This is a genomic window from Bradyrhizobium sp. SZCCHNR1017 (assembly GCF_032381375.1).
GTDB lineage: Bacteria > Pseudomonadota > Alphaproteobacteria > Rhizobiales > Xanthobacteraceae > Bradyrhizobium.
Genome location: NZ_JAUHIR010000005.1, coordinates 62,137 through 77,992, shown reverse-complemented (window position 1 = coordinate 77,992; position 15,856 = coordinate 62,137). Strand labels below are relative to the sequence as shown.

General features: G+C 65.5%; 15 protein-coding genes. 4 read left to right on the top strand and 11 right to left on the bottom strand.

Going from position 1 to position 15,856, the window contains the following annotated elements; genetic code table 11:
* Nucleotides 1-101 precede the first annotated feature (101 nt).
* Together QW863_RS14890 and ribB are read right to left on the bottom strand one after the other, a co-directional pair.
* Nucleotides 102-1,316, bottom strand: a complete 1,215-nt coding sequence (locus tag QW863_RS14890; protein ID WP_315715517.1) for an acyl-CoA dehydrogenase — start codon at nucleotides 1,314-1,316, stop codon at nucleotides 102-104.
* 64 nt (nucleotides 1,317-1,380) lie between these two features.
* A complete protein-coding gene (gene ribB / locus QW863_RS14885) occupies nucleotides 1,381-2,457 on the bottom strand; it encodes a 3,4-dihydroxy-2-butanone-4-phosphate synthase (protein WP_315715516.1) in 1,077 nt (358 codons plus the stop codon).
* Between the two features lie 175 nt (nucleotides 2,458-2,632).
* On the opposite strand from ribB, the gene QW863_RS14880 reads away from it, so the two are divergent.
* Entirely contained in the window at nucleotides 2,633-3,871 is a 1,239-nt protein-coding gene (locus QW863_RS14880; RefSeq protein WP_315715515.1) for a PLP-dependent aminotransferase family protein, read from the top strand.
* 11 nt (nucleotides 3,872-3,882) lie between these two features.
* Here QW863_RS14880 and QW863_RS14875 read toward each other — a convergent pair whose 3' ends face one another.
* Complete coding sequence (locus tag QW863_RS14875) at nucleotides 3,883-5,163, bottom strand: amidohydrolase/deacetylase family metallohydrolase (protein WP_315715514.1); 1,281 nt, start codon at nucleotides 5,161-5,163, stop codon at nucleotides 3,883-3,885.
* Between the two features lie 175 nt (nucleotides 5,164-5,338).
* Between QW863_RS14875 and QW863_RS14870 the strand changes: the two genes are divergently transcribed.
* Both QW863_RS14870 and QW863_RS14865 read left to right on the top strand, forming a co-directional pair.
* A complete protein-coding gene (locus tag QW863_RS14870) occupies nucleotides 5,339-5,785 on the top strand; it encodes a hypothetical protein (protein ID WP_315715513.1) in 447 nt (148 codons plus the stop codon).
* Nucleotides 5,786-5,929: 144 nt separating this feature from the next.
* Nucleotides 5,930-6,157, top strand: coding sequence for a hypothetical protein (locus QW863_RS14865; protein ID WP_315715512.1), 228 nt, complete (start codon nucleotides 5,930-5,932; stop codon nucleotides 6,155-6,157).
* Nucleotides 6,158-6,248: 91 nt separating this feature from the next.
* Here the strand turns inward: QW863_RS14865 and QW863_RS14860 are convergent, their stop codons facing one another.
* The 3 genes from QW863_RS14860 to QW863_RS14850 all read right to left on the bottom strand — a co-directional run bounded on the left by QW863_RS14860 (nucleotide 6,249) and on the right by QW863_RS14850 (nucleotide 8,882).
* Nucleotides 6,249-7,070 carry an aldo/keto reductase gene (locus tag QW863_RS14860; protein WP_315715511.1) on the bottom strand — a complete coding sequence of 274 codons (822 nt, stop codon included), beginning with the start codon at nucleotides 7,068-7,070 and terminating at the stop codon, nucleotides 6,249-6,251.
* 193 nt (nucleotides 7,071-7,263) lie between these two features.
* Nucleotides 7,264-7,683, bottom strand: a complete 420-nt coding sequence (locus QW863_RS14855) for a hypothetical protein (protein WP_315715798.1) — start codon at nucleotides 7,681-7,683, stop codon at nucleotides 7,264-7,266.
* 317 nt (nucleotides 7,684-8,000) lie between these two features.
* On the bottom strand, nucleotides 8,001-8,882 hold the full coding sequence (locus QW863_RS14850) for an aldose 1-epimerase family protein (RefSeq protein WP_315715510.1): 882 nt from the start codon (nucleotides 8,880-8,882) through the stop codon (nucleotides 8,001-8,003).
* Nucleotides 8,883-9,213: 331 nt separating this feature from the next.
* On the opposite strand from QW863_RS14850, the gene QW863_RS14845 reads away from it, so the two are divergent.
* The gene (locus QW863_RS14845) at nucleotides 9,214-10,410 is read left to right on the top strand and encodes an amidohydrolase family protein (RefSeq protein ID WP_315715509.1); all 1,197 of its coding nucleotides are present in this window, start codon (nucleotides 9,214-9,216) and stop codon (nucleotides 10,408-10,410) included.
* Nucleotides 10,411-10,557: 147 nt separating this feature from the next.
* Here the strand turns inward: QW863_RS14845 and QW863_RS14840 are convergent, their stop codons facing one another.
* From QW863_RS14840 to QW863_RS14820, 5 genes are all read right to left on the bottom strand, one after another.
* Entirely contained in the window at nucleotides 10,558-11,073 is a 516-nt protein-coding gene (locus tag QW863_RS14840) for a MarR family winged helix-turn-helix transcriptional regulator (RefSeq protein WP_315715508.1), read from the bottom strand.
* Between the two features lie 13 nt (nucleotides 11,074-11,086).
* Entirely contained in the window at nucleotides 11,087-11,791 is a 705-nt protein-coding gene (locus QW863_RS14835) for an ABC transporter ATP-binding protein (RefSeq protein WP_315715507.1), read from the bottom strand.
* Nucleotides 11,788-12,579: an ABC transporter ATP-binding protein gene (locus QW863_RS14830; RefSeq protein ID WP_315715506.1), complete on the bottom strand. Its 792-nt coding sequence runs from the start codon at nucleotides 12,577-12,579 to the stop codon at nucleotides 11,788-11,790. Before QW863_RS14830 ends, QW863_RS14835 begins: the two co-directional genes overlap by 4 nt.
* Nucleotides 12,579-14,462, bottom strand: coding sequence for an ABC transporter permease (locus tag QW863_RS14825; RefSeq protein ID WP_315715505.1), 1,884 nt, complete (start codon nucleotides 14,460-14,462; stop codon nucleotides 12,579-12,581). Before QW863_RS14825 ends, QW863_RS14830 begins: the two co-directional genes overlap by 1 nt.
* Before the next feature lie 182 nt (nucleotides 14,463-14,644).
* Entirely contained in the window at nucleotides 14,645-15,847 is a 1,203-nt protein-coding gene (locus QW863_RS14820) for an ABC transporter substrate-binding protein (RefSeq protein WP_315715504.1), read from the bottom strand.
* Nucleotides 15,848-15,856 lie beyond the last annotated feature (9 nt).

Below are 15,856 nucleotides of genomic sequence, written 5' to 3'. Positions count from 1 at the left end.
GGTGATTGCTGGATCGTCCGCTTTCGCGGACGATGACAGCGAGGGCGCAACGGCGACCGCGTATACCGCCCGATGCAGCGAATGGGCGTCGCGCACAGCAGTTAGAAGAACGCCTGAATGCCGGTGATCGCGCGGCCGAGGATCAGCGCGTGGACGTCGTGCGTTCCCTCGTAGGTATTGACCGTCTCGAGGTTGGCGGCGTGGCGCATCACCTGGTACTCGATCGAAATGCCGTTGCCGCCGTGCATGTCGCGCGCGACGCGGGCGATGTCGAGCGCCTTGCCGCAATTGTTGCGCTTGACGATCGAGATCATCTCCGGGGCCATCTTGCCCTCGTCCATCAGGCGGCCGACGCGAAGCGAGGCCTGCAGGCCGAGCGCGATCTCGGTCTCCATGTCGGCGAGCTTCTTCTGGACCAGCTGCGTGGCAGCCAGCGGCTTGCCGAACTGCTTGCGGTCGAGCGTGTACTGGCGGGCGCGATGCATGCAATCCTCGGCGGCGCCGAGCACGCCCCAGGAGATGCCGTAGCGGGCGCGGTTGAGGCAGCCGAACGGCCCCTTCAGACCGGACACGTTGGGCAGCAGCGCGCTCTCCGGCACCACCACGCCATCCATCACCACCTCGCCGGTGATCGAGGCGCGCAAGGAGAGCTTGCCGCCGATCTTCGGCGCCGACAGGCCCTTCATGCCCTTCTCGAGAATGAAGCCACGGATCTGGTTGTCATGCGCGGCCGACTTGGCCCACACCACGAACACGTCGGCGATCGGCGCGTTCGAGATCCACATCTTGCTGCCGGTCAGGCGATAGCCGTCGGCCACCTTCTCGGCGCGGGTCTTCATGCCGGCCGGATCGGAACCGGCATCCGGCTCGGTCAGGCCGAAGCAGCCGACCCACTCGCCGCTGGCGAGCTTCGGCAGATATTTCTTGCGCTGGCTCTCGTCGCCATAGGCATAGATCGGATACATCACCAGCGAGGACTGCACCGAGTTCATCGAGCGGTAGCCGGAATCGACGCGCTCGATCTCGCGTGCCACGAGGCCATAGGCGACGTAGCTCGCATTGGCGCAGCCATATTCCTCCGGCAAGGTGATGCCGATCAGGCCGAGCTCGCCCATCTCGTTGAAGATCTCGCGGTCGGTCTTCTCCTCGAGATAGGCCTTGGTCACGCGCGGCAGCAGCTTGTCCTGGGCGTAGGCGCGCGCGGTGTCACGCACCATGCGCTCGTCCTCGGTCAGCTGATCGTCCAGCAGGAAGGGATCGTCCCACTGGAAGCTCGACTGGGCCGGCTTGTCCTTTGCCTGAGGGCGCGCGCTCATGAATGGTCCTTTCGCGTCTCGCTGCGCACGGGTCGCAGCAGTTGAGAGGTTAAATCCTGGAAGTTCAGCCTTCAAGCCGCTCGTTGGCGACGATCTCGATACCGAAACCCGACAGGCCCTTGTAGTCATGGACCGACGACGTCAGGTTCCGGATCGAGGTCACGCCGAGATCACGCAGGATCTGCGCACCGACGCCGACCTCGCGCCACTGCCGATGGCGATCGGCCTCCGCGGTATGCGGCTCTTCGACCGGCTCGACGGGAACGCCGGCCGCGCCGTCGCGCAGATAGATCAGCACGCCGCGGCCGGCCCGCTTGAAGTGCTGCAGCACCGCCTGGATACGCTGCGGACCTGCGATCAGATCCTTCACGATGTTGGGCTTGTGCAGCCGCGTCAGCACGTTCTTGCCGTCGCCGATGCCGTTATAGACGAACGCGGCGTGGGTGATCGGATCGAACGGCGAGCGGTAGGCGAAGCCCTGCAGCGGCCCGATCGGGCTGTCGGTCGTGAAGGTCGACACCCGTTCGATCAGCTTCTCGCGCGCCTGCCGGTACGAGATCAGATCGGCGATGGTGACATGCTTGAGATTGTGGGCCGCAGCGAAACGAACGACCTGCTCGCCTTTCATGACCGTGCCGTCGTCGTTCATCAACTCGGAGATGACGCCGACCGGCGGGAGCCCCGCGAGCTTGCAGAGATCGACCGCCGCCTCGGTGTGGCCGGAGCGCAGCAGCACGCCGCCGTCACGCGCTATCAATGGAAAGATATGGCCGGGACGCGCGAAATCAGCGGCACCGGCATTCGGGTTGGCGAGCGCACGACAGCAGGAGGCGCGCTCTTCGGCCGAGATTCCGGTGCCACCGTCCGGCTTGTAGTCGATCGAAACGGTGAAGGCCGTGGTGTGGTTGGAATCATTGTGCGCGACCATCGGGTCGAGCCGCAGCCGCCGCGCGTCGTCGGCGGTGATCGGCGCACAGACGATGCCGGAGGTATGGCGAATGATGAACGCCATCTTGTCGGGCGTGCAGAGCGAGGCGGCGACGATGAGATCGCCCTCGCCCTCGCGGTCGTCGTCATCGGTCACGACGACCATCTCGCCCTTGGCGAAGGCGTACAGAACTTCCTGGATCGAGTCGGCCATTGCAAGTCTCGCTGCTTTTCCGGGCTGCTTTAGCCGGGATCGCAGGCGCGCGCCAGAGCGGCGGAACCGCCGCTCGAAGGTCGCCTTCCCCGGGAAAAGGACCTGCCCTGCCAGGACAAGCGCCCTGGTATCTGTTTAAAGTCGCCTCAAATCGAGAACAAGGGAGCCGCGCCTCATGGCCGCATTCGATTTTGCACCCCTCCTCAGCCCCGGCCTGCCCGCACCCGCCGCGCGCTGGACGGGACTCGCAAAATACAGCTTCGTCGGCGGCAACAACGACGCCGATGCCGTGCCCGTGAAGGGCTTGCGCGCGGCCGCCGACGCCGTGCTCGCCCGCGAGGGACGCGCGCTCGCCACCTACGGCCTCGCGCACGGGCCTCAAGGCTACCGGCCGCTGCGGGACTTTCTTGCCGCCAAGCTGACGCGGGACGCGGGCATGTCGGCGCGCGCCGACGACATCATGATCCTGTCCGGCTCGCTGCAGGGCCTCGACCTCGTCAATCAGGCGCTGCTCACGCGCGGCGACACCGTGCTGGTCGAGCAGGACAATTACCAGGGCACGCTGACGCGGCTGGCACGACTGGGCGTCAAGGTCATCGGCATCCCGCTCGACCAGGACGGCATGCGAACGGACGCGCTGGCGACGATGCTGGCCGATCTCAAGGATCGCGGCATCCGGCCGAAATACATCTATACCATTCCGACGGTGCAGAACCCGACCGGCACCATCATGCCGGAAAGCCGGCGGGCCGAGCTGCTGTGGCTGTCGCGCGCTTATGGCGTACCGGTGTTCGAGGACGACTGCTACGCCGACCTGATCTGGGACGGCAAACGGCCCCGCGCGATCCACGGCATGTCCGACCATGGCGGTGTGATCCACCTCGGATCGTTCTCGAAGTCGGTCGCGCCGGCGTTGCGGGTCGGCTTCCTGGTCGCCCCCTGGGAGATCATGTCGGTGCTGCTGTCCCTCAAGACCGATGCCGGCTCGGGTGCGCTGGAGCAGATGGTGCTCGCGGAATATTGCAGGCCGCATTTCGCGACCCACGTGCCGCAGTTGGTGCGGGGACTGCGCGCCAAGCTGGACACCCTGATCGAGGCGCTCAACGCCGAGTTCGGCACCGCCGCCGAGTTCGCGCCGCCCAAGGGCGGGATCTTCCTCTGGGTCAAGCTACCGGACCAGGTTGACGCGATGAAGCTGTCACAGGCAGCGCTCAAACGCGGCGTCTCGATCAATCCGGGACCGGAATGGTCCACCGACGCCGCGCATGCGCGGAGCCGCCTGCGGCTGTGCTTCGCCAGCCCCTCGCATCAGGAGATCCGCGAGGGCATCGCAGTCCTCGCCGACGTCTGCCGGGAGGAGTTCGGGGTCCCACTGCGCTCATCCAATGTGGAGCGGACGCGCGCGATCGAGTGATCGCGCGCTGCTCACCGCACCGAAAAGGGCGACTGGTAGGGCCGCCCGAACGGCACGCCGTTGATCACCGTCTGCACCGGTTTGAGCTGCAGCTTGCCCTCGCGCTTGTTGCCGCGGGTATCGACGAAGCTGACGGGCCCCTCGACCAGGTCCATGATTGCGACGTCGGCCGGCGCACCGACCTGCAAGCTGCCGATCTTCGGCGCACGGTTGATGATCTTGGCCGGCGCAGAGGTGGCCATGCTCACCACCTGCTCCAACGAAAATCCCATAGCGATGAATTTCGCCATCACGTTGGGCAGGAACGGCATGCCCGGACTGTTGCCGGAGAAGACATGGATGTCGGACGAGATGGTGTCCGGGCCGCAGCCGCCGGGGATCGCGACCTCGGCCACGGTGAAATCGAAGCTGCCGCCGCCATGGCCGACATCGAACAGCACGCCGCGCTGCTTGGCGGCGAGCGCCGCGGGCAGCAGCTTGCCATCCTGGACGATGTTGGTGAAGGCGCCGCCCATATTCGGCGCGCCGGAATAGGCATGGGTCAGGATGTCGCCGGGGCGCAGCAGGTCCAGGATCTGCGACATCAACTCGCCGGTCTCGACCCCACCGATATGCACCATCATCCGCGCCGGCCAGCCGCACAGCTCGCAGGCCTTGATGCCGCGCTTCAGCGGCTCGAGCCCATGCTTGAAGATCACGTTCTCCGACATCCGCACCTTGACCCCGAGCAGGAAGTCCGGGTTCTCCGCCAGCGCCATGGCGCAGGCGTCTACCTGCGCATTGTCGATGTTGTAGAGCTCGGCCACCGGAAACGCCGACAGGCCGTTGTTGGCGATGTGGACGAAGGCGTAGATGCGTGCCCGCGACTGGGCGACGATGAAGCGGCGCAACGCAGCAAGATTGTTGACGCCGGCGTCGCCGGCCGAGACGACCGTCGTCGTGCCCTGGAATTGCACCAGTTCGTCGGGCGGGATCCCAATCGCCGAGCCATAGGGATAGACATGACTGTGGAGGTCGATGAGGCCCGGCGTCACCAACCGGCCGTTGGCGTCGATCGACCGCAGCGCCCGCTCGGCCGGTATCTCGGGCTCGACCGCTTCGACGACGCCCCAGCGGATCCCGATGTCGCGCTTGCCTCGGAGCGACTGGCTGGGATCGATCACGTCGCCGCCCTTGATCACCAGATCGAACTTGTCGGCCGGCCCCACCGCGGCGCCGGCAGGACCCGATAGCGCGGCCATGGCGGCCGCTCCGGACGACAGCAGGAATTTGCGGCGCGACAGCGCAGACATGGTCAGCCTCCCCACGCTTGTTTGTAGTTGCGGGGAGCATGCGCCTTGTCCCCCTCGCCAGCAAGGCCGGCCCGAAAAGAATGAGACTTTGTGCCAACGATCTCGGCGCAGGTCTGTCGTTGCGCCATTGACGCAGTGCATTAAGATGTCACGGCAGTCATCCCCGCGAGACCGCATGATTTCGATCTCCCGCCCTCTCATCGCAATCGTCCTCTGCGCATCATCAGCGTCTGCCGCTCGGGCCGGCGACACCGTCGAGGTTGCTCGGACCTGGGGCCTAATCGGAACCTGGGCCGCCGACTGCAGCGCACCCGCGGTCAAGGGCCGCGGCGCCATCATCTCCTACGAAGTCACTGACGATGGTCACCTGATCTATCGTCGTGACCACGATCCGTCCGACGTCAACCAGGTGGCGAGCGCACGCGTCGAGGCGGACCAGACGCTGGTGCTCTCGATCGTGCTGCCCAAAGCGCGCCAGACGCGAGAGAATGGGATCACCCGGACCGCCGACGGCAACATCCGCTCCGCGTTCAATCGCGGCGAGGACGACAGCTACACCATTCGTGACGGCCGCTTCGTCGCCAACGGCAAGCCGACGCCAGCGCTCAGGAAGTGCGACTGACGCGGCAGGCTCGAGGGGACGGCACGGTTCGCCCGCGAGCGTGAAGACCAAATCTGAACGTGTATTCAGCAACTTCGTGGAAGTTCCTGCGGAACGTTCTTTCACACTTCAAGTTGATCCCGCACTTTCATTCTGGAGGACAACATGAAGAAAATCGCTCTCGCGCTCGCTTCCCTTGCGGTCGTCGCGCTCGCGGCACCGTCGATCGCCAACGCCGAGACGGTGGTCATCAAGCGTGGCGGCCATCACTACCACCACGGCTGGGATCGGTCCCACGCCGAATACCGCATGCATCGTGAGTACCGGCCTCACCGCTATGTCCGGCCGTTCCACCGCCATCACGATCGCACCGTGATCATCCGGCGCGACTGATCTGCAACTTCGACACAGCAATGGCCCCGAGAGGGGCCATTTTCTGTGGCGTTCGTTCTGACGTCCGTTCTCGCAGGGCTCCGCGTGGTGGTCAGCGGTCCCATTCCGGCGCAAAGGCCGGATTGACGAAGCGCTTGTCCTTCGGGAGGGACGCGATGGTGGCACGATCCTCATCATCGAGTTGAAGCTTCATCGCATCCCAGTTCGCACGCTGACTTTCCGGACGCGCGGCCTTGGGGATCGCCGCCACCCCATCCTGGTCCAACAGCCATTTCAGTGCGACCTGGGCGGCGCTCGCGCCATGCCTCCTGCCGATGGCCCCCAGCGTCTCGTCGGCGGCGGCGCGTCCCTGCGCCAGCGGGCAATACGCCACCAGGGGAATCGACCGGCTCGCCATGTAGGCCATCAGCTTCGACTGGTCGAGCATCACATGATACTCGACCTGATTGCAGGCAACAGGTGCCTCGACGTCCTCCACCGCCTGTTTCAGCAGCGCGACGGTGAAGTTGGCGACGCCGATCGCGCGCGTACGCCCCTCCTCCTTCAGCTTCAACAGCGTCTCCAGCGCGGCCGGCAGGTTCATCCCCTTGGCCGGCCAGTGGATGAGATAGAGATCGACGAACTCCAGTCTGAGCTTCCTCAGACTCGTGTCGAATGCGCGACGGATCGCGTCCGGCGCGAGGTTCTCCGGCCAGACCTTGGTGGTGACGTGCAATTCGGCGCGCGGCAGATTTGTTGCCGCAAGTGCAGCACCGATCGCATCCTCGTTGGCATACATCTCGGCGGTGTCGATGTGGCGGTAGCCGAGCGCAAGCGCGCTCTCGACGGCCTCGCGGCAGACAGTGCCCTGCATGCGAAAGGTGCCGAGCCCGAGCTTGGGCAGACGGATACCCTGGGTGTCGATGGCGTTCATGAAATCTCCTGGAATCGCGCGAGCCATTCGCCAGCAAACGCCGGCGGCAGCCTCGAAACATCAAGACCTTGGCGGGAAGCGTTCAACTTGCCTTTGCTCCGCTTGCGAGTTCAAGCGAGCCGGCATCCGCCTCAATCAAGATGTCGGGAGCGAGGTTCCTGAACGCAACAGGCGCGCGGGGTAGCCCCGCCGATCAGCGCCAGTTACAGATGCCGCCGCTGCCAGGCCGGCACGGCCAGGTCTGAATGCGCGTATCCATCGCCTGCGCGTCGAGCGGATTGCCGCGCCGATGGACGAGCTTGGTGCGGGCGGCGCCGCGGGGCCGCTCGGCCGTCCTGGTGCCATGAGCGCGCCGGCTGGCGATGGCGCGCGGGATGGCGAAGCGCTCGTCCGGGTCGATCGCGGAACGGACGGCGACCGCAGGTCGATCTGATTTGGCTTCGATAGGCACAGGTTCGAAATGCGCCTCGGGGCCGAGCGGCTCCGGCGACAACACGGCCTTCGACAGATCAAGCTTGAGGAAGTCACCCGGCTGATAGGCCCCCGCCACAGCATCGCTCGCCGTGAGCAACACGGCGCATGTAATCGTGCCGATAACAGCTCTCAACACCATCCCATCCTCCCGTTCCCCGCGTAACGCCACTTACGCGCCCCCGCCGCGAGATCTCTGCACGCCGGCTGATGGCGAACTCGCAGCGCTGCCCGGCTGCAAGAGCCAGCTAAGAGCGCCTGACATCACGCCGCACGTCATGTTCGATGATCGACCGTTATCAGTTCGGAGAAAGCGCCCACCAACCGCCGGTCGTTCGACGTATCATAGCCAAAGTTCCGCGCTCGTCTCTGATGTAGGTCACGGCGCCGTCATTTCCAGGCCCAAAACTGCGAGTCACAGTTACCGCTGTGCACGCAAATGGGCGCTGCGAGCATTAGTCATACCAATCCGTCGACCCGGATGCGGCATCGCAGCGTCTCTGCAGAGTCCGGGGCGATGTGCATGACGCCGGGCTTGGCGGCAAACTCGCCGTCGAAATCGAGCGGACTGGCGAAACCGCGCCACGGCTCGATGCACAGGAACGGCACGCCGCCGGGCTTCGACCAGATTCCAAGCTGACGAAAATGATCCCAAGTTAACTCAAGCGCCGGTCCTGTGGTTCCGACGAGGCGAACCGAACGGCTGGCCGGCTGATCGAGGATCACGGCATCGTCGTCGAACAGACGTTCGCTCAACGGGAGAACGCGCCCCTCGATCGGTGAGGGCTCCGGCCGCTCGCGCAGCAAACCTCCTGTCAGACGGCGGATCGGCGCCGGCTCCGGCTCTGCAAAGATCAGCCGATAGCTCTCCTTCGGCTGGCCGGGGAGCAGCGGCCAGTTGAAGGCGGGATGGCATCCGAACGAGGCTGGCAGAACCTCCGCGCCGGGGTTGGCAATCTCGACCGCCACGTCCAGCGCATCAGCGGTGATCCGGTAGCTCACCGTGAGACGGAAGGCGAACGGATAGTGCGCCTGCGTCGTCTCGTCGTCGGTCAGCTGCAACACGCACGACTCGGCCCCGCGCTCCAGCCAGGTGAATCGCAGGTCGCGGGCGAAGCCGTGCTGGGTCATCGGATAGGTCCGGCCGCGGTGGTGGAGCTGGTCATTCTTGAGTCGGCTGACGATCGGAAACAACCATGGCGCATGGCGCGGCCAGACGGCTCCGGCCTGCCAGAGCAACTCCAGGCCCCCGGCCGTCTTCAACGAGCACAGCTCGGCGCCATCAGCCTTGACCGAGGCGGTGATGCCGCCCGCTCCGATCATGTGGAGGTCGTCGCTCATCTGCCGTCACCCACGTCGCAAAAAGATCGCACGAGGTGATGCCGGATTGCGGCGGCAACGTCCAGGGGTGCGGTTCGTCACCTGCGCGTAGACCACCGCCACAAGCACAGGGGACGGGAATGTCGAACACGCGACCGAAGCCGAGGATGTCGCCGCGCTCATAGGGCCCGCGCTGTGTCTGAAGGGTAGGCAGCCCGCGCCAAATCTTCGTGCAGGCCGCAGCTTGCCGGACCTGATCATTCGTGTACGAATGACCGAAACCGGCTTGATGCTGCGCCGCGTGCAGGCGCAAACTGCCGCAAATGCCTTGCCAGGAAAGAAGGATATCCCGATGGCCCATGACGCGCCGCAAGCAACCGGTCCCAGCAAGCTGGTCATCCGCAACATCGGCCTGATGCTGTCCGGCGCACTGGAACGGCCCATCCTGGACGCCGACACGATCGTCGCCGAGAACGGCAAGATCACGGGCATCGGCCGCTTCAAGGACGTCGACACCGAAGGCGCGACGACCATCGTCGATGCCCATGGCACGACGGTGGCGCCAGGCCTGATCGACAGCCATGTTCATCCGGTCGCCGGCGACTGGACGCCGCGGCAGAACCAGACCAACTGGATCGACTCCTATCTGCATGGTGGCGTCACCACGATGATCTCCGCCGGCGAGGTGCACATGCCCGGTCGCCCGCGCGACGTGGTCGGCCTGAAGGCGATGGCGATCTTCGCGCAGCGCGCATTCTGGACGCTCCGCCCCGGCGGTGTGAAGGTGCATGCCGGCGCGCCGGTGATCGAATGCGAGATGGTCGAGGACGATTTCAAGGAGCTCGCGGCGGCCGGCGTCAAGCTGCTCGGCGAGGTCGGCCTCGGCGGCGTCAAGGACGGCCCGACCGCGCGCAAGATGGTCGGCTGGGCGCGCAAATACGGCATCCAGAGCACCATTCACACCGGCGGTCCGTCGATTCCCGGCTCCGGCCTGATCGACAAGGACGTCGTGCTGGAGGCCGGCACCGACGTCATCGGACACATCAATGGCGGCCACACCGCCCTGCCCGACGACCAGATCCGCTGCATCTGCGAGGGCTGCAAGGCTGGGCTCGAGCTGGTGCACAACGGCAATGAGCGCTCGGCGCTGTTCACCTTGCGCACCGCGCGCGAGATGAACGAACTCAACCGCGTGATCCTCGGCACCGACGCGCCGGCCGGCTCCGGCGTGCAGCCGCTCGGCATCCTGCGCATGGTGTCGCTACTGTCCTCGCTCGGCGACGTCCCCGCCGAGATCGCGTTCTGCTTCGCTACCGGCAACACAGCGCGGATGCGCGAGCTCGACTGCGGCCTGATTGAGGTCGGCCGCTCCGCCGACTTCGTCATCATGGACAAGGCGCAGCACTCGCCGGCCACGACCTTGCTCGACAGCGTCCAGCTCGGCGATCTCCCGGGTATCGGCATGACCATCATCGACGGCATCGTCCGCACCCAGCGCAGCCGCAACACGCCGCCGGCCACGAAGATCCCGGAGATCGTGGCGAAGTAATATCGTCGTAGAGCGGCATACACAGTCATTCCGGGGCGCCCAAAGGGCGAACCCGGAATCCCGAGATTGGCCAGCGCTGTTCTTTCCCTCAGCTCGGGATTCCGGGTTCGTCGCTTCGCGACGCCCCGGAATGACGTGGAGGAAGGGCTACCGCAGCCGGTTCAACAACCCCAGCAGCGTCTCGCGTTCCTTCGCATCGAGCGGCGCCAGTGTTTCCTTGGAGATGGCGAGCGCGAGCGGTGCGGTCTTCTCCGCGAGCTGCTGGCCGGCGCGGGTCAGGCTGACGAGCAGCCTGCGACCATCCTGCGGGTCCGGGCTGGTTTCGGTGAGACCGCGCGCGGTCAGCCGGTCGATCACACCTTTGATCGTCGCGACGTCCATCGCCGTGAACCGTCCGAGCTGGTTTTGCGAGCACGGCCCGGTCTCGACCAGCTTCGACAGTGCCGCCCATTGCGTTGGCGTCAGGTTGCTGCCGATGTCGCGCGCGAAGATCATCGTGTGGCGCTGCCAGACTTGACGCAGGATGAAGCCGATCTGATCGTCGAGCACGTAATTTGATTTCGCCGCTTTGGCCGTGGCCTTCGCAGCGGCCTTTGGCTGCGGCTTCGGCGCGGTCTTCGTTGCGGTCCTTGCCGATCGCTTCAGCGTGGCGCTCTTGGCCATATCTTCCCTCGCCTCAGATCGACAGATGCGCGTCGCGGATGTCGGGCCGCGCGTCGAGCTCGGCCATGGTGCCGGAGAAGCAGATGCGGCCGCGCTCGATGATATAGGCGCGGTCCGAGATCAGCTTGGCGAAATGCAGGTTCTGCTCGGAGACGACCAGCGAGACGCCTTCCTTCTTCATGGTCAGGATCGCATCGACCATCTGCTCGACGATCTTCGGCGACAAACCCTCCGATGGCTCGTCGAGCAGCACCAGCGACGGATTGCCCATCAGGGTACGGGCGATGGTGAGCATCTGCTGCTCGCCGCCGCTCATGCGGCCACCCGGGCGGTTCTTCATCTCGCCGAGATTGGGAAACAACTGATAGAGTTTCTCGCGCGTCCATTGCGGCGCATTGGGCCGCGGCTTCTGCCGACCGACCTCGAGGTTTTCCTCCACCGTCAGCTCGGTGAAGATGCGGCGCTCTTCCGGAACATAGCCGAGGCCGGCGCGGACGATCTCATGGGTCGGCGCGGACGAGATGTCCTTGCCCTCGAACATGATCTGGCCCTCGCGCAGCTCGACCAGGCCGACGATCGAGCGGAACGTCGTCGATTTGCCAGCGCCGTTGCGCCCGAGCAGTGCCACCACCTCGCCCTCGCCGACCTCGAGGCCGATGTCGAACAGGATATGCGCCGGACCATAGTGGCTGTTGAGACTGGCGACGGACAGCTTCATGCCGGAGCTCCCTCGCGATGATCGGCATCATACAGCAGGCCTTCGCCGAGATAGATCGCCTGCACCTCCCGGTTGGCGCGCACCTCGGCTGGCGATCCCTCGGCAATGAGGCTGCCGCGATTGAGGACGAGAATGCGGTCCGCATGCTCGAATACCACGTCCATGTCGTGCTCCGTAAAGAGGACGCCGATCGACTGCTCACGCGCGATTCCAGCCGTCAGCCGCATCAGCTCGACGCGCTCGCGCGGCGCCATTCCGGCGGTCGGCTCGTCCATGAGCAGCAGCTTCGGCTGGTTGGCGAGCGCGATCGCGAGCTCCAGCCGCTTGAGGTCGCCATACGCGAGCTCGCCGCAGGGACGCTCGGCATAGCCGGCCATGCCGACGAGATCGAGCAGGCGATCGGCTTCGTCGCGCTCGATGCCAACCATCGGGCTCCAGAAATCGAACAGGCGGCGATGATGCGAGACCAGCGCGACCTGGATGTTCTCACGCACGGTCATGGTCGGATAGGTCGCGGTAATCTGGAAGGTGCGGCCGACCCCGAGCCGCCAGACCTCGCGCGGCTTGCGCCCGGTGGTCTCCTGCCCCACCACCGTGATGCGGCCGCTGTCCGGCACGTTCTGGCCGTTGAGCATGTCGAAGCAGGTGCTTTTCCCCGCGCCGTTCGGGCCGATCAGCGCCAGGATCTCGCCGGCCCGCAGCGTGAACGACACGTTGCGGACGGCGTGAATGCCGCCATAGGATTTAGACAGGCCTTCGACCGAGAGCATCGACACGCCGAGACTCATTATGCGCCCTCCATCTTGGCCGACAGCGAAGCCCCCTTGGGGGACACTGCGCGGCGCCGATGCATGACGGTTTCGACCACGCCCACGATGCCTTTCGGGAACACCACCACGATCAGCACGATGAAGATGCCGAGCACGAGCTTCGACCAGTCGGTCTGGCTGACCAGCCAGATGTTGAGCGCCTTGTAGACGATGGCGCCGAAGATCGCGCCGGGCACCGTCTCGACGCCGCCGAGCAACACCATGACCAGCGCATCGACCGAGAGCGAGATGCCCATGTTGTCAGGGAAGACGCTGCCCTTGAGATAGGCGAACAGCGCGCCGCCGATGCCGGCCGTCGTGCCGGCGATGATGAAAGCGGTCCACTGGATACGCTTGCCGTTGATGCCGATCGACTCGCTGCGCAGCGGCGAGTCGCGCATGCCGCGCAGCGCGTAGCCAAAGGGTGAGAAAGTAATCAGCCGGAGCACGCTGACCACGAGCGCCGACACGCCCAGTGCGAGCCAATAGAAGTGCGACGGCGAGGCCGCCCACTTTTCCGGCCAGAGACCGAGAATGCCATTGTCGCCGCCGGTCACGGCCACCCATTGGAACGCGATCGACCAAACGATCTGGGCGAACGCCAGCGTCAGCATCGCGAAGTAGACGCCGGAGAGCTGGACCGCGAAAGCACCAAACACGGCTGCGCCGAGCGCGCCGAGCAGCGGGCCCAGCAAAAGGCAGACGATCATCGGCAGTCCCGCCATCTTGGCGAGGAAGGCGACGCCATAGGCGCCGAGGCCGAAATAGGCGGCGTGACCAAACGAGGCGAGCCCGCCGACCGCCATCAGGAAATGCAGCGACGCCGCGAAGATCACGAAGATCGCGATCTCGGCGCCCACGGTCAGCGCGTAGTTGCCGGCGATGAAGGGCAGCATCGCCGCCAGCGCCAGAGCGACGAGGGACGCCAGCCGCTCGACCGAGCTCAGCGGACGCCACGGAATAACGGTGAGGCCCGGCGTGCGGCGCGCGGGCGCTTCCTTCTTACCGAACAGGCCCCAGGGCCGGACGACCAGCACGACCGCCATCACCAGGAACACCAGGATCAGCGAGATCGTGGGGAAGATCAAAATGCCGAAAGCGTTGAGCTCCGACACCAGCACGGCGGCAATGAAGGCGCCGAGGATGCTGCCGAGGCCGCCGATCACGACGACCACGAACACCTCGACGATGATGCGCAGATCCATCGCGTGATGGACCGCGTCGCGCGGGATCTGCAGGGCGCCGCCGAGCGCCGCCAGGAAGACGCCGACGGCAAACACCGAGGTGAACAGCCACTTCTGGTTGACCCCGAGCGCCGCGACCATGTCGCGGTCCTGCGTCGCCGCGCGCACCAGGATGCCCCAGCGCGTGCGCTGGAACAGCAGCCACAATGCGCCGAGCACGACGGGGCCGAGCACGATCAGGAACAGGTCGTAGCTCGGGATGTTCTGGCCGAAGAAATCGACCGCACCTTTCAATCCCGGCGCGCGGCGGCCGACCAGGTCGTCCGGTCCCCAGATCAGCACGACGAGATCCTCGACCATCAAGGTCAGGCCGAAGGTCGCGAGCAGCTGGAACAATTCCGGCGCGTGATAGATCCGGCGCAGCAGCACGATCTCGACGAGCACGCCGACGGCCGCGACCGCGAGCGCTGCCACGACGATGCCGCCCCAGAAGCCGAGCGGACCGGACAGCCTCTCAGTGAGCGAAAAGGCCACATAGGCGCCGAGCATGTAGAACGCGCCATGGGCGAAATTCACGATGCGGGTGACGCCGAAGATGATCGACAGTCCCGACGCCACCAGGAACAGCGAGGCTGCACTGGCAAGGCCGGTCAGGAACTGGACGAAATAGAAGGCCATGGGCGGTCCGCGTGAGGAGATCGTCGAATCGATGAGCCGCGTTTGCGCTCGGCGCTCCCTCAGAGAGCTGGCGAGCAAGCGTGGGGTGAGGGATCTCGGCCCGAACCTGCAGATCAGGCGTCGTATTCCCTCACCCCGCCCGCTCTCCCCCTGCGGGAGAGGGAGAAGCAGGATCGTGTGGATCAGTCCTTCGGCCGGAGCTTGCCGACCTCCGCGTCACCAGGCAGGTAGTCCGAGCCCTTGCGATAGACGGCGTCGACCATGATGCCCTTGCCGTCCTTCAGCGCAGTCTTGCCGACGTAAGCGCCGAGCGTCGACTGGTGATCGATCTTGCGGAACGTGATTTCACCGAAGGGCGACGGCACCGACAGTCCCTCGGCCGCGGCGATCAGCTTGTCGGTATCGGTCGAGCCGGCCTTGGCGAGGATGGCGGCTGCCGACTTGATGGTCTGGTAGCCGACGATCGAACCAAGCCGCGGATAGTCGTTATATTTGGCCTGATACGCCTTCAGGAACGCGTCGTGCTCGGGCGTCTTGATCGAATACCAGGGATAGCCGGTGACGATCCAGCCCTCGGGCGTCTCCTCCTTGAGCGGATCGAGATATTCCGGCTCGCCGGTCAGGAAGCTGACGACCTTGCGGTCCTTGAACAGGCCGCGGGTGTTGCCTTCGCGGACCAGCTTCACGAGATCGGCGCCGAAGGTGACGTTGAGGATCGCCTCCGGATTGGCGGCGGCGACGGCCTGCACCACCGGACCGGCGTCGATCTTGCCCTGCGGCGGCCACTGCTCGTCCACCCACTGGATGTCGGGCCGTTTCTCAGACAAGAGCTTCTTGAACACGGCGACGGCCGACTGGCCATATTCATAGTTCGGCGCAATGGTGGCCCAGCGCTTGGCGGGAAGCTTGGCGGCCTCCTCGACCAGCATCGCCGCCTGCATGTAGTTCGACGGACGCAGGCGGAAGGTGTATTTGTTGCCCTTCGCCCAGGTGATGGCGTCGGTCAGCGGCTCGGCCGCCAGGAAGAACACCTTCTTCTGGTTGGCGAAGTCGCTGACGGCGAGGCCGATGTTCGACAGGAACGTACCGGCGAGCATCGCGACGTTCTCGCTCGACACCAGCTCGTTGGCCGCGGTCTGCGCGTCAGCCGGCTTGCCGCTGTCGTCCTTGGAGACGACGACGAGCTTCTTGCCGTTGATGCCGCCGGCCGCATTGACCTCCTCGACCGCGAGCTGCCAGCCCTTGCGATAGGGCTCGGTGAAGGCCGGCAGCAGCGAATAGCTGTTGATCTCGCCGATCTTGATGACGTCCTCGGCGCGCGCCGCGCCCGTCAATCCCGCGACGGCAAGGCCCAGGCCTGCCGCAAGCATCGTTCTCCGTCGCATCCCTTCAGC